Genomic DNA, 22,494 nt, shown 5'->3' with positions numbered 1-22,494 from the left:
GTCCCGAGAGGGCAGCTTTTTTATGTGCGGTTTACATAAGCGGCAGGCTCCTGACGCAACATAATGCATAGGGAGGTAATGAGATGAAACTTGTGATGACGCTCTTTTTTCTGATTGGTTTGCTTTGTGTGAGTCCTTCTGCGGATGCGGCGCGCAAAGAATCGGCAATCCCCGTGAATCAGCAGGAATTCGGACAGCCGCCTCATTACATACCGCTTCTGGAGAATCCTCCCCAAATCGAAGTAAAGGCGGAAATGAAAAGAAACCTGTTCATACAGGCTCATGTACGGAATGCTGACTATCAAGCGTTTTCGGCGTTTCTTTTTTATAAACAAAGCAATGAGCTAGGGTTTAAGATGGTGCCGATGGAGCCCGCGCCAGGCGCAATCCGGCTGTTTACGGCCCAGGTTTCAAAACGGGATATCTGGAATGGAGAATTGGAATATTACCTCGTTTTCACTAACGGCAGACAGCGGGCGGAATCGGAGAAAAAGCGGCTGAAGCTGGACGGCTATCAAGCCGATTTGAATCATATTCCCGAGCTGATGATTACGGAGCTTGCGGTTGATACGAAAAATGAAGACGGCGCTGATGCCTATGAATTTATCGAGGTGTATAACACGACGGACAGGCCCATTCATTTTAAAGACTATCATATCCGCTACCGCTATCCGAAGGAAGGGCCGGAATCAGATATGATATGGAGGCCGAAAGAAGATACCGTCATTCCGTCAGGCGGGACTTACGTGTTTTGGCTGAGACGCGCCGCATCAGAACTGACGATAGATGATTTCAACCGCTATTACGGGACACGTCTGAAGGAAGGAGAACATCTCGCCGTCATCGAAGGGACGGACGGAATGTCCAACGGCCGCCCGCGTACGGTCGTGCTGTCGGCAAATACCGGCAAGGATATCGCCTCAGCGCAATACCGGAAACACGCTTTCCGCCGGCTGACTTCTTTGCTGTACAAATATCCGCTGAACGGAACGGGAGAATTGCTGAAGATCTCCACGAGCGAGCATAAGCCGTCACCGGGCTCCGTTTTTCAGGCGCAGATTCCGCAGCAGAAAAGGGTGATCAAACCGGACAAGGAAAAACCGGTCATCGAAGACCTTACAGACAGAAAGCCCGTCCGGCCCGCTGAAAGCATTGAATTAAAGGCTGACATAAAAGACAAAAACCTTGTCAAAACAGCCGCGTTTTATTACCGGACCAATGAGAAAAAACCATTCAAACGAATTCTGGCCGAAAAAGACCGCAACGACAGCTTATACCATCACATTCTTTATTCCCCGGAACTGCTCGGCCAGGATCAGCTTGAGTATTATATCGCTGCCAGTGATGGAGAAAATGAAGCAAAAACGCCCGTCAAGATGATTGACATTGAACAGACGAGCAAATCACACGGACTCAGAATGAATGTTGAACCAGAAGATACGATATCCGGCACCTATCTGCTCAAAGCGACTTCCGACGTCAGCGCCGATAAGATCAAGCTGTGGATTGACGGCAAGCGGCAGGAGACCCGTCCGGCGCTGGAAAAAGAGGTCTATTTCGCCTTCGATGCCCGGAAAACGAATCTTTATTTTCAAAACACCGTCATGATGGAAAACGAGGTGCTGCACATTTTTGACGATCCGTCTCACCGCTACAGAACGCACTCGGTTCTGCTTCCGGAACGTCTGCTGCAAAAAGGCGGCAAAACACAGAAAGTATCCATCCGTTCGGGCTCAAAGGTTTCTCCGTATGACACGGGAGAGAATCGGGATGATTTTGTCGTGAAACATGCCCGTCTGGTGCTTTCGGACGGAACGGTGATCAAAGACGGGAAGACGGACCCGTCCGAGCAGCTGTTTATCGGTGACGGCAGGCGGGCGAATCAGCAGAAGACCTTCTCATTCAGCCTGCCGGATCATTTGTTTACGTCACGGCTGCTGCCGTGGAACACGGCGAAGCTTTCGGAAGGCTATCACCATATTTTTGTCAGTGACGGTGAGGAGCAGCTGAGCCAATCAGTGAGGGTGGACAATTCGGGGCCGAAGATTGTCCCGGGTATTAAAGAAGGCGCGGCGCTGAAAGGTAATGTTGAGCTGAATGCGGACATCCGTGACAAATGGAGCAAAGTGGAAGAGGTGAAAGCGTTTTTGGACGGAGAAAGCATTACGCTCCCGCATCACACGTCATCAGCCGATCTCAAGCCCGGAAAGCATACCCTTACCATCATTGCGGCAGACCTTGCCGGAAATGAAACAACGTCCGTCCGCACCTTCCATATTAAACGGGAGGAGCCGAACCAGCCGGAGCTTGCCGGTCAAAAAATCGGCGCCCGCAAAGCAAAGCTGTCCGTCCGGGTAAAAGACCCGACGAAGGATGACATGAATGTATCATTTTATCGCGGCTTCCGTTATACCGCGCGGAATCCGGGCAGCGTGAAAGTGTATAAACACGCCTCATTAACGGAACCGCCGAGGGGCATAAAAGAAAATGAAATGCCGTTTACCCTGCCGGAAATGAACCGTATCTCGGCAAATGACGGAAAAACCGTTTCGGCAGAAAGTATGGAGCGTTTTCCTTATCACCGGTTCGAAGTCTCCGTTGACCCGTCTGTCGACGAAACGGATCTGGCCGAGGCGGTCTGGAAAGGAAGCTCTCTGCCCGGCCGAAAGGTAACCATGTATATTTGGAATTACCGGACGAGCCGCTGGCAGGAGGCGGACAGCGTCCTTGCCAAAGATAAAAAGCCGTTTACATTAAAAGCCGCCGTTTCCGCAGCGGATGTGGTGAAGAACTCAAAAATGAATGTCATCGTGCAGGATCAAATACCGGCGAAAGGCAATTACACGTTTGTCTGGATGTCGGATACACAGTATTACGCACAAGGGCACCCGCACATTTTTGACAAAATGACGGAGTGGATCAAAGAAAATAAGGAAAAGCACAATATTAAATATGTCTTTCATACCGGTGATATTGTCGATGATTCAATGGTGATGAAACAGTGGAAAAACGCCGACCACTCCATGCGGACGCTTGACAAGGCGGGAATTCCGTACGGAGTGCTTGCCGGCAATCACGACGTCGGCCATAAAGACGGCACATACCGAACCTTCGGGGATTTCTTCGGGAGCCGCCGGTTTGAACAGAACATGCATTACGGCGGATCATACAAAAATAACCGCGGGCATTATGATCTGCTGTCGGCAAGCGGGAACGATTTTATTATGATTTATATGGGCTGGGGCATTACGGAACAAGAGATTGACTGGATCAATCAAGTGCTGAAGAGGTATCCGGACCGAACCGCCATCTTATGCTTTCATGAGTACTTGCTTGTGAGCGGAAATCGAAGCCCGATCGGGGAGACGATCTATCGAAAAGTCGTCAAGCCGAATCGCAATGTGGCGATGGTATTAAGCGGCCATTACCATAACGCCATGAAAAAAACCGATGCGCTTGACGATGACGGGGATGGAAAACCGGACCGCCTCGTCCACCAAATTCTGACCGACTACCAGGACGGTCCGGAAGGGGGGCAGGGCTTTATGCGCATTATGCAATTTGATCAGGCCGCCAATCAGGTTCACATGTTCTCCTACTCGCCGTACACGGATGACATCAATTACTATGACACCGATCTGTTCGCTGATAAAGACGAATTCTCAGCAGAAATGGATTTACAGCCGAAGAGGAAAAGGGTAGCGACTGATTATTTTGAATGCAACGTCTATACGAACGAACTGCTCGGTCATAAAAACACGTAAAAAGCGGAAAAACCGCAAATTGGGTCTGGGACGGCCTGCAGCCTGATTCCGTTTATTACTGGTATACCGTCGTGAAGGACCCGTACAACGGCAAAACAATATCACCGCTGTGGATGTTCAAAACGGGAAATACGCCGTATCACCCGGCTCCGGATCAGTTTGATTTCAGGCATGCCTCAAACCCATAGCAAAAACATACAGCCTGCTGATCGCTCAGAAGAAAATCTGACGGTCAGCAGGTTTTTTTCTGTAACATGCATGGCGGTACAAGTGTTTTTGACTTTTTTATGTCCCTTTTCTATACTAAAATCGATTGGTTTTCGTAATATGCAGGAGGAAACATAATGAACAGTAAAACCGGGACAAAAGAAAGAATTATTCAAACCTCTGCATATCTTTTTCAGATTCAGGGATACCATGCGACTGGTTTGAATCAAATTATAAAAGAGAGCGGAGCACCCAGAGGGTCTGTGTATCATCACTTTCCAAACGGAAAAGAAGAACTCGCCATTGCGGCGATCAAATATACGGGAAGATGCGTTGAAAAGCAGATACAGAATAGTATGGCGCAATTCGCGGACCCTGTAGAAGCGATTCAGCACTTTATTCATGTAACGGCTGAACAGTTTAATGATCCGCAGAATATTGAGGGCGTGCCGGTTGGATTGCTGGCGGGTGAGACCGCTCTGATCAATGAAACGTTAAGATGCACATGTGTTGAGGTGTTCAAGAAGTGGACGGATGTGTTTGCGGCAAAATTTCTTGAGCATGGGTTTGAACAAGAGGAAGCGGAGAAGCTTGGGATGACAATCAACTCGATGATTGAAGGCGCAATCATGTTTTCATTGGCTCATAAAAACAAAGAACCGCTGGTGCTGATTTCAAAGCAGGTTCCGTATATTGTCCAAAACAGAGGATAGCATTTTATTACTCTTTTCTTTATAAAAATAGATACCGGAACCCCAGCCTCTTCGTTTTGACAGAGTCATAGAGAACATTCACCGGCTTGGTTTGAAAATGGCAGATCAAAAAAACATCTCCAACCCGTAACGGTTGGAGATGTTTTATTTCACCCTGTCCATATAATGCACGAATGTGTAGCGGTCGCCTCTGTAGGCGGATTTGACGTGCTCAAAAGCAGTGCCGTCCTGCAGATAAGTGGTCCGCTTGATATAGAGGACGGGGGCGCCGGGCTGAATACCGAGCAGCTCAGCTTCTTCCTCGGAAGCGGCTCCCGGTTCAAGCTCTTGTTTTGCCCGTGAGATCGGCATCTGATTGTACGCTTCAATATGCTCATACATGGATGATTGAAAATGGGAGGCGTCCAGTTTTCCCGCCTTGTCAAACGGGATGTACGATGCCTCAATCGCCATCGGGATATCATTTGCCAGCCGGACGCGGATGATTTTATGAAGCGTTGCCGGATAGCCGCATCCCAGGATAGAAGATAATTCTTCCGTCGCCTGAATCAGCTGGTATTCGGCAAGTCTGCTCCCCGGCTTCATGCCCCGGCTTCTCATATCTTCGGTGAAGCTTGTCAGCCCTTGAAGCGGCTGTTCCATCTTCAGTTTGCTGACGAACGTTCCCCGGCCTTTCTGTCTGTATAAAAATCCTTCATTCACCAAATTGGAAAGCGCCTGGCGCACCGTCATGCGGCTGATGCCGAATTGTTCGGCGTATTCCCGCTCCGACGGAAGCAGCGCATCCGCTTTCAGCTCGCCGTTTTTGATTTGTGTTTTCAATTGTTCCATAATCTGAAAGTAAATCGGAATCGGAGATTGTTTATCAATCTGCATAGGTCAAATCCTTTCAATCGCCGCCCGCAGCCTTTTCATCAATCAAGACCGTCACATCCGGATGCGCGTGCAGGGAGGAGGCGGGGAATGCTTCGCTGACGCGCCTGTCCAGAAGTTGCTTCACCGCTTGGGCCTTGCTTTTTCCGGATGCCATGATCAAAATCCGTTTGCCGGACAAAATCGTCCCGATCCCCATTGTCAGGGCTTTTTCAGGGACTTGATCAATTGACGGAAAGTACCGCGCATTCGCCTGTCTTGTCTCTTCATTCAGCTCAACGACATGGGTTCGGGATTCAAATGGCGTCCCGGGTTCATTAAAGCCGATATGGCCGTTGTGTCCGATGCCTAAAAGCTGTATATCCGCTCCGCCGAGTGTTTGAATCAATCGGTCATAGCGCCCGCATTCGGCATCAAGATCGTCTGCCCGTCCGTCAGGGAGAAAGTGGCGGTCCTTTCGGCTGTCGATGTGTGCAAAAAAATGTGTATTCATATAATAATGATAGCTGTTTTTGTCCTCAGGAGAAAGCCCGGCGTATTCATCAAGGTTGATCGTCGTGACATTCCGGAATGACAAGCCTTCTGAGCGGTGCATCCGCACAAGTTCTTTGTATACGCCTTCAGGAGTGCCCCCTGTCGCAAGGCCGAGAACGGCATCCGGCTTTTGTTTCACTGTTTCAGCAATAATCGCTGCGGCTTTTTCACTTAATTCTTCATAATGTCTGCATGTGATAACATTCATGTCCAATCAGCCTCCCTTGAGATATATGCGGTGTTTCCGCGGCAAATCGTGGCCAGCACGCCGCATTTTCCGTCCGTCAGAACAACGTCGGCGTCTTTTCCTTCGGCGATGCTTCCTTTACGGTCGAATATGCCGAGGCGGCGGGCCGCATTTGCCGATGTCATATTTGCTATATCCAGCCATGAGCAGTTTGTAAACCTGCGCATGAGCGCCGCGCCTTCATTCATTTTTAAAATGGAACCGGCCAGCGTTCCGTCAGAGAGAAGCGCCGTGTCCCCGTGAACGGTGACTTTTTGCCCGCCGAATTCGTATTCTCCGTCCTTAAGCCCTTTTGCCCGCATGGAGTCTGTAATCATGATCAGGTTTTGGCTTCCTTTCGCCAAATAAGCAAGCTTTACAGCCAGAGGATGAGAATGAATGCCGTCAGTGATCAGCTCCGCCGTGATGCGGCCGCAGGCGAGAGCCGTGCCGATGCCCCCCGGCTCACGGTGATGAAAGGAGCTCATGGCGTTAAAGAGGTGCGTCATATGCACCGCCCCGGCATCCGCCGCTTTTTGTAAAAGCTCGGCTCCTGCGTCTGTGTGTCCCATTGACGGGATGATGTTTTGGTCTTTTAAATAACGGATCAGGCTGAAATCAGGATCTTCTTCCGGCGCAAGCGTCACGATTTTGATCAGCCCTCCCGAGAGCCGCTCCCATTTCTGAAAGAGCCCGGCATCAGCAGGAGTAATCCATTGTTTCGGCTGTGCTCCCGCCTTTTTCGGAGAGACAAACGGTCCTTCTAAATGAATGCCGATCAACTCAGCGCCTTTTTGGGCCTGCGGTGAGGAAGACGCCCATTTTTTGGCGTTGATGAGCGCTTTTTCAATGTTTTCGTGCTGCTGTGTGATCGTTGTCGCTAAAAAAGCGGTTGTTCCTTCTTCGGGCAGCCGGGCGGACATTGTATCAAGAGCTGCAACATCAGCATCCATCGTATCCGCGCCGTATCCGCCGTGAATATGAATATCAATCATTCCGGGAAGCGCATACGAGCCCGCGGGCGCCTTCCATTCCTTCTCATACGTTTCTTGCGGTCTTGTTTTCCCCGCGTAAGAAATGATGCCGTCCTTTATACCGAGAAAACCGTTTCGGATGATTTCTTTTTCTGTTACGATGTCCGCACCGCTGATTAACAAGCTTTCAGCCACTTTAAAACACGCCTTTCTGGTTAGTTGTTAGTTTTATTTTACTCCTTTTCAGACTAGTTATCTAGACCAGTTATGCCGGAATTGTATAAATCTGTTTTGGTTCAGACGGTAAAGTGATAAAATATAACTGTTCAAAGCTCGGAACATCCCAGAACAGGAGGAACATATCTTGGCAAAGGTTCGGACCAAAGACGTAATGGAACAGTTCCATTTAGAATTGATCAGCGGAGAAGAAGGGATTAACCGCCCGATTACGATGAGTGATTTATCACGGCCCGGTATTGAAATCGCCGGTTATTTTACATATTACCCGAGAGAACGGGTGCAGCTTTTAGGAAAAACGGAGCTGTCATTTTTCGATCAGCTTCCCGAGGAAGATAAGAAACAGCGGATGAAATCGCTGTGCACCGATGTGACGCCGGCTATCATACTTTCCAGAGATATGCCGATCCCGCCGGAGCTTGTAGAAGCTTCCGAGCAAAACGGCGTGCCTGTGCTCAGATCCCCTCTGAAAACAACCAGGCTGTCAAGCAGGCTGACGAATTTTCTTGAAAGCCGTCTCGCGCCGACAACGGCCATTCACGGCGTGCTTGTGGATATATACGGCGTCGGCGTGCTCATTACGGGAAAAAGCGGAGTCGGTAAAAGTGAAACGGCGCTGGAGCTTGTCAAACGAGGTCATCGTCTTGTCGCGGATGACTGCGTTGAAATCCGGCAGGAGGATCAGGATACCCTTGTCGGGAACGCGCCTGATCTGATTGAGCATCTGCTCGAAATCAGGGGGCTCGGCATTATAAATGTCATGACGTTGTTCGGGGCGGGCGCCGTCAGAAGCAATAAAAGAATTACAATCGTCATGGACCTTGAGCTTTGGGAGCAAGGGAAACAATACGACCGTCTCGGACTTGAAGAAGAAAAAATGAAAATCATTGATACGGAAATTACAAAACTGACCATTCCCGTCCGCCCGGGGCGGAATCTCGCCGTTATTATCGAAGTTGCGGCGATGAACTTCAGATTGAAGCGGATGGGCTTGAATGCTGCCGAGCAATTCACGAATAAGCTGGCGGATGTCATTGAGGACGGCGAACAAGACGAATAGGAGTTGGCAATAATATGAATGAAGCAGGAACACCGATCAATCCGATTGCCTTGCAGCTCGGGCCTTTATCCGTGCACTGGTACGGAATCCTTATCGGCGCGGGCGCGTTATTAGGGCTTTGGATGGCCATGAGGGAGAGTGAAAAGCGGGGGCTGAAAAAGGACATTTTTATTGATCTTGTTCTTTTCGCCATCCCGATCGCAATCATTTGCGCAAGGGCATATTATGTGCTTTTCGAGTGGAGCTATTACTCGGAACACCCCGGGGTAATCATTAAAACTTGGAAAGGCGGCATCGCGATTCACGGCGGATTAATCGGTGCGATCGCGACGGGAATCGTCTTTTCAAAAGTAAGAGGCATCTCATTCTGGAAGCTGGCGGATATTGCCGCGCCGAGTATTCTGCTCGGCCAGGCCATCGGACGCTGGGGGAACTTTATCAACCAGGAGGCTCACGGTGAAGCGGTCAGCCGGTCATTTTTGGAAAGTCTGCATCTTCCGGATTTCATCATTAATCAGATGTACATAGACGGACAATATTATCACCCGACGTTTTTGTATGAATCGCTGTGGAGTTTTGCGGGCGTCGTGATTCTGCTTCTGCTCCGCCGCGTGAACCTGCGCAGGGGCAATCTGTTTTTGACGTATGTGATCTGGTATTCAATCGGCAGATACTTTATTGAGGGAATGCGGACGGACAGCCTGATGCTTACGAGCCAGCTTCGGATCGCGCAGGTCATTTCCATTGTGCTGATTGTACTTGCGATTATTTTAATGATTTTCAGACGCATGAAGGGGTATGCCGATAAGCGGTATGCTGACACGGACTGACGACTGAAATCGGAAAGGACATAAGATGACTGATAAACGTGTAACCGCCATTTTATTCGATCTCGACGGCACGCTGATTGACACGAATGAACTGATTATCGCTTCTTACCTTCATACGCTTGATCATTATTGCCCGGGGCAGTTCAAAAGGGAAGATGTGCTCCCGTTTATCGGCCCGCCTCTGTACGAAACGTTTTCAGGCATTAATGCCGAAAAGTGCGATGACATGATCAGCATGTACAGAGCATTCAACCATGAAAAGCACGATGAGCTCGTCAAGGAGTACGAAACGGTTTATGAAACGCTTGATGAATTGAAAAAAGCGGGCTATCAGCTCGGTATTGTCACCACAAAGCTGAGGGATACAGTCAATATGGGATTGAAGCTGACAGGCATCGGGGCGTTTTTCGATACTGTCGTCACGCTTGATGATGTAAAGCACCCGAAGCCTGACCCCGAGCCTGTGCGGCTTGCTCTCGGCCGGCTTGGGTGCGATCCGTCGGAAGCCATCATGGTCGGTGACAATTATCACGATGTCATGGCGGGAAAAAACGCCGGCACGAAAACAGCCGGCGTCGCGTGGACGATTAAAGGCGCACAGACGCTTTCCGCCTATGAACCCGATTATATGCTCGAGAAAATGAGTGATTTATTGCACATCACCGGAGTGAAGTAACCCGTGAGAAAAACAGACCGCCATCCTGTTTCAGGTGCAAATTCATTGTGGCATGTTTATCAGACGGTTCCCTTCCTGAAGGTGATGAAAAATTTCATCATCATTCAGATTGCAAGGTATACGCCGTTTTTAAGCGTGAAAAACTGGCTGTACCGAACCTTTTTGAAAATGAATGTCGGAAAACAGACGTCATTCGCGCTGATGGTGATGCCGGATATCATGTTTCCCGAAAAAATCACTGTCGGAAAAAACAGCATTATCGGCTATAATACGACGATTTTGGCTCATGAATATTTAATACATGAGTACCGGACCGGTTTTGTCACAATCGGTGACGAGGTGATGATCGGAGCAAACACAACCATTCTGCCCGGCGTCACCATCGGGAGCGGAGCCGTTGTATCAGCCGGCACGCTGGTGCACAAAGATGTCCCCGCCGGGGCGTTTGTCGGAGGAAATCCGATGCAGGTGATCTATACGGACGAAGAAATGAAAAAACGAATGGAAAACCCCGCAGATTAACGTCAGCGGGGTTTTTTTTATGACTTGATCACAATGGCCTGGCTGCCCATCTGCTTCCAGGCTTTTTCAAAGTCAGACCGGTCTGTTTTTCTGTTTTTATAGCCGTAAGGATCATTAACGTATACATAATCGTGATCATAACCGGTTACGGCTACGCTATGCATGCTGAACGTAATGTCGATCTTTCCGTTCGGCGTATCCCAAGTCTGCATATGATCAACCGGCTTAAAGGATGTGGTGGTAATTACCCAGACCGGCCGCCCTTTTTCAAGCTGGCGGTACACTGAAGAAATGTCTTTTCCCGTAAGATCGTATACTTTGTTTCCCGCATATTCTTTGGCAAGTTTATCAATCGGCTCATGATAAACGCCTAAACCCGGGCCGTTTTCCATATCTCCGGCAAATCCTTCATTCGGATCTCCCTTCAGCCCGCTGCTGTATGTGAGCGGAACTTTATTGATTTTATCCGCCAATGTATTTTTTGACACATGATATCCGGCATTGTTCAAAATCATGGCAAGGCTGGTCACCTCACAGCCATTGTACAGTCTGGGAGAATCCATCTGTCTGTACAGAACGACATTCAGCGGTGACGCGCTCCCTTTTAACGGTGTTTTCTCATCAGGCTCGTCGGACTGCTGATTGAAAAAATTTAAATGAATATCGTTTGTATAGATGTTATATCCCAGATAGACAAGGACGGCTGTCAGAATCAGCACACATAATGTTCCAAGCGTCTTCATTATCAATTATTCTCCCTTGTTTCTGATGAAGCTGTTCTATGTATTATAGCACTTCTGCTCAATATGATTCGATCGTTCCGATATGTTTACAGGTTTGTTCATTCTTTAGCCATGTTTATGGAAAAGAATAGGCGGACATTGGGCGTTGCAATCCATTCTTTTATCTGCTAACATATTATCATATTAGCGAACTAAAGGATTCGGAATTTTCCTTCAGACAAAGCGGAGGTGTAAAAGGCAAATGTTTATGTTTGAGAAACCGCATGGCATGAGAGATACGCTGCCCGGTTTATACGAAGCAAAGAAAAAAGTCCGTTCCACACTGACGGATTTAATTGATAAATGGGGTTATCAGTTTATGGAGACGCCGACCCTTGAATTCTATGAAACAGTAGGCGTCCAGTCAGCCATTGAAGAACAGCAGCTGTTTAAGCTTCTCGATCAGGACGGAAAAACGCTTGTGCTTCGGCCCGACATGACCGGACCGATTGCCAGGGTGGCGGCATCTAAGCTGCACAAACACCATCATCCGCTCAGAGCGGGGTACGCGGCAAGCGTCTATCGCGCTCAGGAGCGGGAAGGCGGACGTCCGGCCGAATTCGAACAGGTCGGCGCGGAGCTGATCGGCGACGGATCAACAAGCGCGGACGCCGAGGTAATTGCGCTGGCGGCCGGCGCTTTGAAAAACGCGGGATTGCACCGGTTTAAAATCGCGATCGGCCATGCCGGACTCGCTGATGAGCTGTTTGTCGAGGTTTTGGGCAATGCCGAGCGGGCGGATGTTCTGCGGCGCTTTCTCTTTGAAAAGAATTACGTGGGATACAGGGAACATGTCAAATCGCTTCCGCTTTCTTCAATAGACAAAAGCCGGCTGCTCGCACTTCTGGAATTGCGGGGCGGGAAAGAGATATGCGCCAAAGCGGAGGAGATCATCGGAATCTCCGGACAAAGCTTAATTCAGGAGCTGGAAGACCTGTGGGACATTCTTGAGGATTACGGGTGTGCCGAGCATATTCGCCTTGATCTGAATATGGTAAGCCATATGAGTTATTACACGGGAATTTTATTCGAAGTGTACGCGGCAAATGTCGGTTTCGTCATCGGAAGCGGAGGACGCTATAACAATCTCCTCGGCCATTTCGGCAATCCCGCTCCCGCCACGGGCTTCGGGCTCCGTATCGACAGGCTGATTGAAGCGCTCGGCATTCAGGAAGAAACAAGTGAAGCGGACGCCGTGATTTTCAGCAAGGAGCAGCGGGCCCAGGCCATTTTATTCGCGGAGGAAGAAAGGGCGCGAGGCAGAAAAGTCGTCCTGCAGGATCTGGCGGGCATTGAAAATATCGATCATATGACAAAATCATTCGCAAACGTCACATACTTTATCGGTGCCAGAAAGGAAGAGCGGAATGGGTAAGGTACTCACAATGGCAATGCCAAAAGGACGGATATTCGAAGAAGCGGCCGGGTTGCTGCGGCAGGCCGGATACAGGCTGCCCGAGGAGTTTGAAGAATCGAGAAAGCTGATCATTGACGTTCCTGAAGAAAATCTCCGCTTTATTCTGGCAAAGCCGATGGATGTTACGACTTATGTCGAGCATGGCGTCGCTGATGCCGGTATTGCCGGGAAGGATGTCATGCTTGAGGAAGAGCGTGACGTGTATGAGGTGCTCGATCTGAAAATCAGCAAATGCCATCTCGCCGTTGCGGGGCTTCCCGGAGCGGATTGGAACGGAGTCGCCCCGAGGATTGCGACGAAATATCCGAATGTTGCGTCGAGTTATTTCAGAGAGCAGGGCGAACAGGTGGAAATCATTAAGCTGAACGGTTCCATTGAATTGGCGCCTTTAATCGGGCTTGCTGACAGAATCGTAGATATCGTATCAACCGGGCGGACATTAAAGGAAAACGGTCTCGTTGAATCAGAACATATTTGTGACATCACATCGCGTTTTATCGTCAATCCGGTCAGCTACCGCATGAAGGATGATGTAATCGACGAAATGGCGGCCAGGCTGGCCAGGGTTGTGGAAGGAGAAACGGCAAAATGAAAATAACCGCAGTAAAAAGAAGCGAGCGGTTCTCACTGAAGCGTTCCATCGACAGCGGAACCGAAGAGCAGCGGAAAACCGTCAGGGGGATTATTGAAGACGTCAGACAAAACGGTGACAAAGCCGTTTTGGCCTATACAAAAACATTTGACGGCATCAGCCTGAACCGAATGGCCGTGAGCGCAGAAGAAATCGCTGAGGCGTACCGTCTGCTTGATGATCAGCTGCTGGAAGTGATCAGGCAGGCGATTGCCAATATTAAAGAATATCACGAGCGCCAGCTGCAATCCTCTTGGTTTTACCATCGCAAAGACGGCTCGATGCTCGGACAGAAAATAACGGCGCTCGATTCCGCGGGCGTATACGTGCCGGGCGGGACGGCCGCTTATCCGTCTTCCGTTTTAATGAATGTCATCCCCGCTCTCGCTGCGGGAGTGGAACGGATCGTTCTCGTCAGTCCTCCGGGAAAAGACGGCCGCCTTTCGCCAGGCGTTCTGGCGGCGGCCTCTGAGCTCGGCATAAAGGAAATTTACAAGGCGGGAGGCGCGCAGGCGGTTGCCGCGCTCGCTTACGGAACGGAAACGATACAGCCTGTTGATAAGATCACGGGCCCCGGAAATATATTTGTAGCGCTCGCGAAGCGCGAAGTCTTCGGCGTTGTGGATATTGACATGATCGCCGGGCCAAGTGAAATCGTGGTCCTGGCAGACGATACGGCGGTGCCCAAAGAAGTCGCCGCTGACCTGCTTTCACAGGCCGAACACGATATGCTCAGCTCAAGCGTGCTTGTCACCGATTCACAGAAGCTTGCCGAAGCGGTATCAGATGAGGTGAATAAACAGCTTCAGACCCTGCCGCGTAAAGAAATAGCCGAAGCGTCGATCAAGGATCACGGCCGCATTTATATTACGGAATCGATGGAAGATGCGGTGGACACGGTGAATGAGCTGGCGCCCGAGCATTTAGAAATCATGACGCATTCGCCGGAGGCTTTGCTTGGAAGCATCAGACACGCGGGGGCGATTTTCTTAGGACGATACAGCGCTGAACCGGTCGGCGATTATTTTGCCGGACCGAATCACGTTTTGCCGACAAACGGAACGGCGCGGTTTTCAAGCCCGCTGAATGTAACAGATTTTCAAAAGAAATCGAGCATCATCTCTTACAGCCGGAAGGCATTTGAAACGCACGCGGACAGCATTTCCGCCTTCGCGAGACTGGAAGGGCTTGAAGCGCACGCAAGATCGATTGAAGCGAGAAACGGAGGAATGACCGATGAGAAAAGCGGAACGCGCCAGAACAACAAATGAGACGGATATTAAGCTGGCTTTCGAAATAGACGGAGAAGGAAAAGCCGACATCAGCACGGATGTGCCGTTTATGACTCATATGCTTGATTTGTTCACAAAGCACGGGCAATTCGATTTAACTGTTGACGCAAAAGGCGATACAGAGATAGATGATCACCATACGACTGAAGATATCGGCATCTGTTTAGGGCAGGCTTTTTTGGAGGCGCTCGGTGATAAAAAAGGGATCAAACGGTACGGATCAGCGCTTGTGCCGATGGACGAAGCGCTCGCCCAAGTCGCCGTAGACCTGAGCAACCGGCCGCACCTTGAGATGCGCGCTGCATTTCCGCAAGCGAAAGTCGGAACGTTTGATACCGAGCTGGTACATGAATTCCTATGGAAGCTGGCGCTCGAAGCGAGAATGAATCTGCACGTCATCGTTCATTACGGCACGAATACCCATCATATGATAGAAGCCGTGTTTAAGGCGCTTGGCAGAGCGCTTGATGAAGCGTCATCCATTGATCCGCGCGTCAAGGGTGTGCCGTCTACGAAAGGAATGCTGTAAATGATCGGTGTAATTGATTACGGTATGGGCAATTTATTCAGCGTGTCGAAAGCGCTGGAACGCATCGGCGTCCCGTATGTCGTATCAGACCGGCCGGAAGAGCTTGAAAAAGCGGATGCTTTTATTCTTCCAGGTGTCGGATCATTCAGTGACGCCATGGACAATTTACGCAGCACGAAGCTTGATCAATTCATACACCGTATGGTTGACGAGGGTAAGCTGCTCCTCGGCATCTGCCTCGGCATGCAGCTCATTTTCGAAGAGAGCGCCGAAAACGGCTCTGCAAAAGGACTTGGTTTATTAGCCGGAAAAGCTGTGAGACTCAAAGACAGAGATGCCGAAGGAAACAAGCTGAAGGTGCCGCATATGGGCTGGAACCGGCTGACGTTTCACCAAACGTCTCCTTTGCTTTCGGAAGCGGAAGAAGGATTCGTTTACTTTGTCCATTCCTATTATATAGACGGGCTGGAAGACGGCGATCTTCTGGCAAGCGCTGAGTACGGCGTTCGTGTTCCGGCAGTCGTCGGGAAACGCAATGTCTTCGGTGCACAGTTTCACCCGGAAAAAAGCGGTACGGCCGGAATGGCGATCTTAACGCAATTTACAAAAATGGCAGCGGAACAGAAGGTGAAGAAATGAACGCTTTTACATTATATCCGGCAATCGATATGAGAAACGGCAAATGCGTCCGTCTCATCCAAGGCGATTACGGCAAGGAAACGATATACGGTGACTCTCCTTTAGACATGGCGGCGCAATTTGCACAAGAAGGCGCCGAATGGATTCATCTCGTGGATCTTGACGGCGCGAAAGCAGGCAGGAAAGTAAACGACAGGCATGTTCTTGACATTGCGCGGCAGCTTGATGTCAAAGTCGAGATCGGCGGCGGTATCCGTTCTGAAGCGGATGTGTACGGTTATTTATCACAAGGCGTTGATCGCGTCATTCTCGGCAGCTCGGCCGTATCCGATCCGGCATTTGTGAAGAGCATGCTGAAACAATACGGCGGCAAAATCGCGATCGGCCTTGATGCAAGAAACGGATATGTCTCGACGGAAGGCTGGCTGGAAACATCTTCGGTAAGGGCGGCCGATCTGGGCCGTGAATTGGCGGCCGAAGGAGCGGAAACCTTCATTTTCACGGATATTGAAACTGACGGCATGCTGTCAGGACCGAACATCGAAAGCACCGTTCAGCTCGCAAAAGCAACGGGAAAAGACGTCATCGCTTCAGGCGGAGTCAGCTCAGTCGCCGACCTCAAAGCACTGGCCCGCTTCAAAGACGCCGGCGTATCGGGAGCGATTATCGGAAAAGCGCTGTACACAAAACAATTTTCATTGGCTGAAGCGCTCAGAAGGGTGAAGGACGCATGATCACGAAACGAATCATTCCGTGTCTCGATGTGAAAGAAGGACGCGTCGTCAAGGGCATTCAATTTCTCGGGCTGAAAGATGCGGGCGATCCTGTCGAGCTGGCCGAAGCCTACGACAGGGAGGGCGCTGACGAACTTGTTTTTCTCGACATTTCCGCCTCTCACGAAGGCCGCAAGACGATGACAGGCGTCGTAGAACAAGTTGCGGCAAAACTGGCGATTCCGTTTACGGTCGGCGGCGGAATCAATCAATTAAGCGATATGAAACGAATGCTTCGCGCCGGCGCTGACAAGGTATCCGTTAATACAGCGGCCGTTCTCCGCCCCGAGCTGATTACGGAAGGAGCTGAGTTTTTCGGCTCGCAATGCATCGTAGCGGCGATTGACGCAAAGTATGACGAAGATTCGGATTGCTATAAAGTGTACACACACGGCGGCAGACAGAAAACCGAGCGGGAAGTCACGGCCTGGGCAAAAGAAGCCGTCAGCCGGGGAGCGGGTGAAATCCTGCTGACAAGCATGGACGCAGACGGTGAGAAAACAGGCTTTAATCATACGCTCACACAGCTTGTCTCACGTGCCGTCCCGGTGCCCGTCATTGCGTCAGGGGGAGCCGGCAGCGCGCGCCATATGCTTGAAGCCTTCACAGTCGGTGAAGCGGACGCCGCGCTTGCAGCTTCCATTTTCCATTACAAAGAGACATCTATAAAAGAAGTGAAAGATTATATGAAGAAACACGGGGTGAATGTGAGATGAAACAGGCAGATGAACTGCGGTTTGACGAGGCCGGACTGATACCCGCCATCGTACAGGATGCGGCAAGCAAAGAAGTGCTGACACTGGCTTATATGAACCGAGAATCCTACGAAAAAACGATAGAAACGAAAGAAACCTGGTTTTACAGCCGTTCACGCAGAGAGCTGTGGCATAAAGGAGCGACATCGGGGAATACCCAAAAGGTGAAAGCCATCCGTTATGATTGCGATCAAGATGCCCTCGTCGTACTTGCGGAGCCCTCAGGACCCGCATGCCATAAGGGAAGCTACAGCTGCTTTTCCACGGAAAAAGCAGACGCGCAGGATCGTTTCGGCATCTTGAATGAACTGGAAAGCGTAATCGCCAAACGTCAGGCGGAGATGCCTGACGGAGCCTACACAACGTATCTGTTTCGGGAAGGCGTCGATAAAATCCTCAAAAAAGTCGGCGAGGAAGCCGCAGAGGTTATTATCGCCGCGAAAAACCGCGACCATGAAGAATTAAAATGGGAAGCGGCAGATTTGCTGTATCATTTGCTCGTTCTTCTGCGTGAGCAGTCGCTTCCTTTGGATGACGTGCTTGATGTCCTTGCGAAACGCCATTCAGCATCTGAGTAAAACAAACCTCACGGAGAGTCCGTGAGGTTTTTATTCTGTCAAACTTAAACATTCAATAAAATATTCCTTATTTCCGCAACCGGAGGCAGATGAATTTGATAATATTGACTAATAGAGTTTATTTTGGTTTTTATCAAAAATATACGTTTTGTTCATATTCCGTTCATGCACATCCGTTATAGTATAAACAGTGATATAGGAGGAAAACATATGCCGAATAAACAACCAAAACCTAAAGGGAAATTCAGCTCATTCTTTTCATTAGTCAAAAAACAAAACCATCATACGGTATGCTGGCATTCGCGCTGTCTCTCAGTATTGTGACAACGCTCGTCAGCCTGCTGATTCCGCTGTTGACAAAGCAGCTCGTTGACGGCTTTTCCATGTCGTCGCTGTCAGGCGTGCAAATCGGAATCATCGCAGCCGTGTTTATCGTACAGGCCGCATTAAGCGCCTACGCCACCTACGCCCTGAACTACAGCGGCCAGAAAATCATCTCGGGACTGCGTGATTTGTTGTGGCAGAAATTAATTAAACTGCCCGTCTCTTATTTTGACAAAAACGCCACGGGAGAAACGATCAGCCGTGTCACCAATGACACAATGGTGGTAAAAGAGCTGATCACAAACAATATCAGCGGATTTATTACCGGAATCATTTCCGTTATCGGGTCACTGACGATCTTATTTTTCATGAACTGGAAGCTCACATTGCTCGTGCTGGTCGTCGTGCCGCTGGCTGCGGTGATTTTAGTGCCGATCGGCCGGAAAATGTTTAAAATTTCTCGGGAAACACAGGATGAAACGGCGAGATTCACCGGATTATTAAACCACATCCTCCCGGAAATCAGGCTTGTAAAAGCGTCAAACGCTGAAGAAGCGGAATACGGACGCGGAAAAGCAGGCATCATGGCGCTCTTTAAACTCGGGCTGCGTGAAGCGAAGGTGCAGTCGCTCGTAGGCCCGCTTATTACACTTGTATTAATGGCGGCGCTGGTCGCTGTCATCGGGTACGGCGGGATGCAGGTGTCATCCGGTGAATTGACAGCCGGCGCACTCGTTGCCTTTATCCTGTATTTGTTTCAAATCATTATGCCGATGGGCCAGATCACTTCATTTTTCACACAGCTTCAAAAATCCGTCGGCGCAACGGAACGGATGATTCATATTCTTGCAGAAAAAGAAGAAGATATCCAAACCGGAAAAGCCATTGAAAACGCAGATCAGCCGATTAAGCTCGAACAAGTCTCATTCGGCTACAAAACAGATCAAACCATCTTAAAAGACATTACGGCTACGATTGAGGCCGGCAAAGTCACCGCGATCGTCGGACCGAGCGGCGGCGGAAAAACAACGTTATTTAAGCTGCTTGAACGATTCTACAATCCGACTGCGGGCAGCATCCTGCTCGGAAATGAACCGATTGATGCGTATTCCCTTGAGTCATGGCGGGAGCATATCGGCTACGTCTCGCAAGAAAGCCCGTTAATGTCAGGCACCATCCGCGACAATATCTGCTACGGATTAAAACGCGAGGTGACTGATGAGGAACTGAGGCAAGCGGCTGACATGGCCTACGCCCTGCAATTTATTGAAGACTTACCGAAGAAATTTGAAACAGAGGTCGGTGAGCGGGGAATTATGCTGTCAGGCGGACAGCGCCAGCGCATCGCCATTGCCAGAGCGCTCCTTCGCAACCCGAGCATTCTGATGCTTGACGAAGCGACATCAAGTCTGGACAGCCAATCTGAAAAATGGGTGCAGCAGGCGCTGGAAGTTCTAATGGAAGGCCGCACCACGATTGTGATCGCCCATCGTTTATCCACGGTTGTGGATGCAGATCAGCTTCTCTTTGTCGAACAGGGTGAAATCACCGGACGGGGCACACACCATGAATTAATGGCATCCCATTCGCTGTACCGCGATTTTGCGGAGCAGCAGCTGAAGCTGAATGCCGACTTAGAAAACAAAGCTGTGTAAAGCAAGACTTTATGAATAGAAAGCAGCTGAAAAAGCTGCTTTTTATTTTGCAGCCGGAGTTCTCTTCATAGAAAGCGGGGGTTGAATTATGAAAAAACGCACAAAGATTTTTTATTGTCACGCGGCCTTACTGCTCGTATTCATGACTGCCGGGTGTACGGACGGTAATGATGAAGAGCCGAGCCATTCTTCAAGTCCGGCCGGAGAAAGCAGCGGCATCAACAAGGCTGAAACAGCATCAGCGGCAGAAAAAAAGAACCCGTAAACAAAGATTCACATCACATCTCTGCGGATAAAAGCCAACCGAACAACATGTCGGCAGATTATTCTCCTCTGCAAATTGAATATGCCCGCATCTGGCTGCAGCTTGGGGAAAATCAGCAGATAGATGAATTGAACGTTCGCCGCATTCCGGCCGGAGCACTCGTCAATCCTGACGATCATACGAGCGCCCGCTATCCGGAAGATGTTACGCAGTTAGCAGGCTCCCGGTTAGTCGATGGGTCAGTCACTTACAGCAGCAATGGTGACGGCACCATTCAGGTATACAATGTTCCTTTGCGCTGGGAGTCTCGTGAAGATACTGATCAAGGCGTAATGAAAGAAGTGACGGAGAAAATGATCCGCCATACAAAAAAAGTGTCTGTCGATACAGGAGACAATGAAAAAATAAGACGGTTAATAGACATCATGTCGATTCATTAAAAGAAGACAGGCAAAAAAGCAGAAGGAGGGATTTTCATGGCTGTCATATTGGTTGCGGATGACGACCGCCATATCCGTGAGCTTGTCCGCCTCATGATGGAGCAGAGCGGCTTTGACGTCGCAGAAGCGGAAGACGGGGAAGCGGCGGTGCGGCTGATCGAATCAGCACCTATTGATCTCATCATACTGGATGTGATGATGCCGAAAATGGACGGGTTTGAAGTCAGTGAAGCCGTCCGCAGCTTTACGGACATTCCGATTTTGATGCTGACGGCAAAAGGCGAAACGCTGGACAAAGTGCAAGGTTTTACTTCCGGAGCGGATGATTATCTCGTCAAACCGTTTGAGCCGCTTGAGCTGGAAGCAAGGGTCAAAGCATTGCTGAAACGGTACCGGATCACCGCTGAAAAACTGCTGACCATCGGAAATGTCACATTAGATAAGCAATCCCGCACCGTAACGCGCGGCGGCGGAGCGGGATTGACACTGCCCCGGCGTGAATTTGAGCTTTTATTTAAGCTCGCCGGTTATCCGAATAAGACGTTTTCAAGAGAACAATTAATAGAAGATATTTGGGGCTTTGATTATGAAGGTGACGAGCGGACGGTTGATGTGCATGTTAAAAGGCTGAGGGAACGGTTTCCGGAAAAGGACTATCCGTTTGCCATCCATACGGTGCGGGGGCTCGGGTATCGGTTTGTGGTGACAGAATGAAACGGATCTTCAGAACGGCTGGAAAAATCATCATCCTTCTCACCGTCACCGCATTCTTATGGCTGGCGGCTCACCTGATCGTTCAGGGATTCGGTCTCATATGGCCGATTTTGCTTGTGCCGTACGCCGAGCAGATTCTGACGCTCTGGCTTGTTTTCGGCCTGCTGTTTGTAACGATGTTTATTTTTCAAAGTCAGCACGTGAAAGACATCATGCGATCTGGGATTCGCTGACCGCCACGATCAAGCAAATGTCGAGCGGCAACTTCTCCGCGGCCGCCTCCAGGAAAATGGAGAAGATTGAACGGGACCATCCCGTGACGAAATTGGCTGATGAACTGTCGACACTCGCCGCGGAACTGAGTGAAATGGAAAAGCTGAAACAAGAATTTATTTCGAACGTTTCCCATGAAATCCAAACTCCGCTTACTTCATTAAAGGGCTACGCGCATCTTCTGAAAAACCGGATTTATCATATGAGGAGCGGGGGCGCTACTTACACATCATCGAGACAGAAACAGAACGATTATCAAAAATCAGTGAAAATCTGCTGAAGCTCACTGCGCTTGAACGCCAAACCGAACCGATACAAAAAAACCGTTCCGCATTGACAAACAGCTGCGGCGCACCATATTGACCTGTGAGCCTGAATGGTCCGCCAAACAGATTGAGTTTCTCATTGATTTACAGGAGTCGTATGTGTACGGAGATGAAGCGCTGCTCAGCCAAGTATGGATGAATCTGATTCACAATGCCGTAAAATTTACCGGTGAAGGCGGCCGCATTTCCGTTAAAATTGTTGATCTGCCGGGAGCGGCGGCTGTCGAAATCGCCGACGACGGAATCGGAATGGAGCCTGAACAGGCGGAGCGTGTATTTGAACGGTTTTATAAAGCGGACAAGGCGAGAAACGCAGGGGGAAGCGGGCTCGGCCTGTCCATCGCCCAAAAAATCGCAGAGCTGCACGGCGGTTCGATAGAGGTTGAGAGCAAGCGCGGCGAAGGAACCCTTTTCCGCGTCATTCTTCCAGCCGAGCCTCGTGAAAAAAACAGCTAAAATCTGGTCGAACCAGCCAGTAAAAAACG

General features: G+C 49.8%; 18 protein-coding genes and 4 pseudogenes. 18 read left to right on the top strand and 4 right to left on the bottom strand.

What is annotated here, in order from left to right; translation table 11 throughout:
• Positions 1-83 precede the first annotated feature (83 nt).
• Together D368_RS08240 and D368_RS08235 are read left to right on the top strand one after the other, a co-directional pair.
• Positions 84-3,952 (top strand): annotated as a pseudogene (locus D368_RS08240) (lamin tail domain-containing metallophosphoesterase family protein).
• Positions 3,953-4,108: 156 nt separating this feature from the next.
• The gene (locus D368_RS08235; protein ID WP_071392343.1) at positions 4,109-4,684 is read left to right on the top strand and encodes a TetR/AcrR family transcriptional regulator; all 576 of its coding nucleotides are present in this window, start codon (positions 4,109-4,111) and stop codon (positions 4,682-4,684) included.
• A gap of 144 nt (positions 4,685-4,828) precedes the next feature.
• Here D368_RS08235 and D368_RS08230 read toward each other — a convergent pair whose 3' ends face one another.
• The 3 genes from D368_RS08230 to nagA are packed head-to-tail and all read right to left on the bottom strand — an operon-like array spanning position 4,829 to position 7,486.
• The gene (locus D368_RS08230) at positions 4,829-5,560 is read right to left on the bottom strand and encodes a GntR family transcriptional regulator (protein WP_012118554.1); all 732 of its coding nucleotides are present in this window, start codon (positions 5,558-5,560) and stop codon (positions 4,829-4,831) included.
• Between the two features lie 13 nt (positions 5,561-5,573).
• The gene (nagB, locus tag D368_RS08225; protein ID WP_071392342.1) at positions 5,574-6,299 is read right to left on the bottom strand and encodes a glucosamine-6-phosphate deaminase; all 726 of its coding nucleotides are present in this window, start codon (positions 6,297-6,299) and stop codon (positions 5,574-5,576) included.
• The gene (nagA, locus tag D368_RS08220) at positions 6,296-7,486 is read right to left on the bottom strand and encodes an N-acetylglucosamine-6-phosphate deacetylase (RefSeq protein WP_015418309.1); all 1,191 of its coding nucleotides are present in this window, start codon (positions 7,484-7,486) and stop codon (positions 6,296-6,298) included. The genes nagB and nagA overlap by 4 nt, the downstream gene beginning before the upstream one ends.
• 169 nt (positions 7,487-7,655) lie before the next feature.
• On the opposite strand from nagA, the gene hprK reads away from it, so the two are divergent.
• Genes hprK through D368_RS08200 form a run of 4 tightly spaced genes read left to right on the top strand, consistent with a single transcriptional unit; the run spans position 7,656 to position 10,616 of the window.
• A complete protein-coding gene (hprK, locus tag D368_RS08215) occupies positions 7,656-8,588 on the top strand; it encodes an HPr(Ser) kinase/phosphatase (RefSeq protein ID WP_003151456.1) in 933 nt (310 codons plus the stop codon).
• A 14-nt stretch (positions 8,589-8,602) separates the two neighbouring features.
• Entirely contained in the window at positions 8,603-9,418 is an 816-nt protein-coding gene (gene lgt, locus D368_RS08210; protein ID WP_015418308.1) for a prolipoprotein diacylglyceryl transferase, read from the top strand.
• A 25-nt stretch (positions 9,419-9,443) separates the two neighbouring features.
• Positions 9,444-10,094, top strand: coding sequence for a pyrophosphatase PpaX (gene ppaX / locus D368_RS08205; RefSeq protein WP_128574711.1), 651 nt, complete (start codon positions 9,444-9,446; stop codon positions 10,092-10,094).
• Positions 10,095-10,097: 3 nt separating this feature from the next.
• On the top strand, positions 10,098-10,616 hold the full coding sequence (locus D368_RS08200; protein ID WP_007407438.1) for an acyltransferase: 519 nt from the start codon (positions 10,098-10,100) through the stop codon (positions 10,614-10,616).
• 17 nt (positions 10,617-10,633) lie between these two features.
• On the opposite strand, the gene D368_RS08195 is transcribed toward D368_RS08200, so the two are convergent.
• Positions 10,634-11,359: a C39 family peptidase gene (locus D368_RS08195; RefSeq protein WP_015418306.1), complete on the bottom strand. Its 726-nt coding sequence runs from the start codon at positions 11,357-11,359 to the stop codon at positions 10,634-10,636.
• A 241-nt stretch (positions 11,360-11,600) separates the two neighbouring features.
• Here D368_RS08195 and D368_RS08190 point away from each other — a divergent pair, with 241 nt between their 5' ends.
• The 12 genes and pseudogenes from D368_RS08190 to D368_RS08135 all read left to right on the top strand — a co-directional run bounded on the left by D368_RS08190 (position 11,601) and on the right by D368_RS08135 (position 22,465).
• Positions 11,601-12,773, top strand: a complete 1,173-nt coding sequence (locus D368_RS08190; RefSeq protein WP_101562470.1) for an ATP phosphoribosyltransferase regulatory subunit — start codon at positions 11,601-11,603, stop codon at positions 12,771-12,773.
• Complete coding sequence (gene hisG, locus D368_RS08185; protein WP_015387648.1) at positions 12,766-13,407, top strand: ATP phosphoribosyltransferase; 642 nt, start codon at positions 12,766-12,768, stop codon at positions 13,405-13,407. The genes D368_RS08190 and hisG overlap by 8 nt, the downstream gene beginning before the upstream one ends.
• Positions 13,404-14,717: a histidinol dehydrogenase gene (hisD, locus tag D368_RS08180; protein ID WP_128574710.1), complete on the top strand. Its 1,314-nt coding sequence runs from the start codon at positions 13,404-13,406 to the stop codon at positions 14,715-14,717. Before hisG ends, hisD begins: the two co-directional genes overlap by 4 nt.
• Positions 14,683-15,267, top strand: a complete 585-nt coding sequence (hisB, locus tag D368_RS08175; RefSeq protein WP_014418974.1) for an imidazoleglycerol-phosphate dehydratase HisB — start codon at positions 14,683-14,685, stop codon at positions 15,265-15,267. Before hisD ends, hisB begins: the two co-directional genes overlap by 35 nt.
• Positions 15,268-15,906 (top strand): imidazole glycerol phosphate synthase subunit HisH, encoded by a 639-nt coding sequence (gene hisH / locus D368_RS08170; protein ID WP_071392336.1) that lies wholly within the window; start codon positions 15,268-15,270, stop codon positions 15,904-15,906.
• Positions 15,903-16,640 carry a 1-(5-phosphoribosyl)-5-[(5-phosphoribosylamino)methylideneamino]imidazole-4-carboxamide isomerase gene (hisA, locus tag D368_RS08165; protein ID WP_071392335.1) on the top strand — a complete coding sequence of 246 codons (738 nt, stop codon included), beginning with the start codon at positions 15,903-15,905 and terminating at the stop codon, positions 16,638-16,640. The genes hisH and hisA overlap by 4 nt, the downstream gene beginning before the upstream one ends.
• Positions 16,637-17,395, top strand: a complete 759-nt coding sequence (gene hisF, locus D368_RS08160) for an imidazole glycerol phosphate synthase subunit HisF (protein WP_128574709.1) — start codon at positions 16,637-16,639, stop codon at positions 17,393-17,395. Before hisA ends, hisF begins: the two co-directional genes overlap by 4 nt.
• Positions 17,392-18,012 carry a bifunctional phosphoribosyl-AMP cyclohydrolase/phosphoribosyl-ATP diphosphatase HisIE gene (gene hisIE / locus D368_RS08155; RefSeq protein ID WP_071392333.1) on the top strand — a complete coding sequence of 207 codons (621 nt, stop codon included), beginning with the start codon at positions 17,392-17,394 and terminating at the stop codon, positions 18,010-18,012. The genes hisF and hisIE overlap by 4 nt, the downstream gene beginning before the upstream one ends.
• A 210-nt stretch (positions 18,013-18,222) precedes the next feature.
• A pseudogene (locus D368_RS08150) lies at positions 18,223-19,991 on the top strand (ABC transporter ATP-binding protein).
• Positions 19,992-20,079: 88 nt separating this feature from the next.
• A pseudogene (locus tag D368_RS08145) lies at positions 20,080-20,696 on the top strand (hypothetical protein).
• A gap of 36 nt (positions 20,697-20,732) precedes the next feature.
• Positions 20,733-21,410, top strand: coding sequence for a response regulator transcription factor (locus D368_RS08140; RefSeq protein WP_015387652.1), 678 nt, complete (start codon positions 20,733-20,735; stop codon positions 21,408-21,410).
• Positions 21,407-22,465, top strand: a pseudogene (locus tag D368_RS08135) (sensor histidine kinase). The gene D368_RS08140 and the pseudogene D368_RS08135 overlap by 4 nt, the downstream one beginning before the upstream one ends.
• The last annotated feature ends 29 nt before the right edge of the window (positions 22,466-22,494 follow it).

The sequence above is a fragment of the Paenibacillus lentimorbus NRRL B-30488 genome (assembly GCF_000411595.1).
Classification (GTDB): domain Bacteria; phylum Bacillota; class Bacilli; order Bacillales; family Bacillaceae; genus Bacillus; species Bacillus velezensis.
The sequence above is the reverse complement of the archived record's forward strand: the minus strand, read 5'-3'. Positions and strand labels throughout refer to the sequence as shown.

Coding starts and splice junctions, on each gene's coding strand:
- D368_RS08235 (WP_071392343.1), top strand. CDS start 4,109: ATGAACAGTAAAACCGGGACAAAAGAAAGAATTATTCAAACCTCTGCA.
- D368_RS08230 (WP_012118554.1), bottom strand. CDS start 5,560: ATGCAGATTGATAAACAATCTCCGATTCCGATTTACTTTCAGATTATG.
- nagB (WP_071392342.1), bottom strand. CDS start 6,299: ATGAATGTTATCACATGCAGACATTATGAAGAATTAAGTGAAAAAGCC.
- lgt (WP_015418308.1), top strand. CDS start 8,603: ATGAATGAAGCAGGAACACCGATCAATCCGATTGCCTTGCAGCTCGGG.
- ppaX (WP_128574711.1), top strand. CDS start 9,444: ATGACTGATAAACGTGTAACCGCCATTTTATTCGATCTCGACGGCACG.
- D368_RS08195 (WP_015418306.1), bottom strand. CDS start 11,359: ATGAAGACGCTTGGAACATTATGTGTGCTGATTCTGACAGCCGTCCTT.
- D368_RS08190 (WP_101562470.1), top strand. CDS start 11,601: ATGTTTATGTTTGAGAAACCGCATGGCATGAGAGATACGCTGCCCGGT.
- hisG (WP_015387648.1), top strand. CDS start 12,766: ATGGGTAAGGTACTCACAATGGCAATGCCAAAAGGACGGATATTCGAA.
- hisD (WP_128574710.1), top strand. CDS start 13,404: ATGAAAATAACCGCAGTAAAAAGAAGCGAGCGGTTCTCACTGAAGCGT.
- hisB (WP_014418974.1), top strand. CDS start 14,683: ATGAGAAAAGCGGAACGCGCCAGAACAACAAATGAGACGGATATTAAG.
- hisH (WP_071392336.1), top strand. CDS start 15,268: ATGATCGGTGTAATTGATTACGGTATGGGCAATTTATTCAGCGTGTCG.
- hisA (WP_071392335.1), top strand. CDS start 15,903: ATGAACGCTTTTACATTATATCCGGCAATCGATATGAGAAACGGCAAA.
- hisF (WP_128574709.1), top strand. CDS start 16,637: ATGATCACGAAACGAATCATTCCGTGTCTCGATGTGAAAGAAGGACGC.
- hisIE (WP_071392333.1), top strand. CDS start 17,392: ATGAAACAGGCAGATGAACTGCGGTTTGACGAGGCCGGACTGATACCC.
- D368_RS08140 (WP_015387652.1), top strand. CDS start 20,733: ATGGCTGTCATATTGGTTGCGGATGACGACCGCCATATCCGTGAGCTT.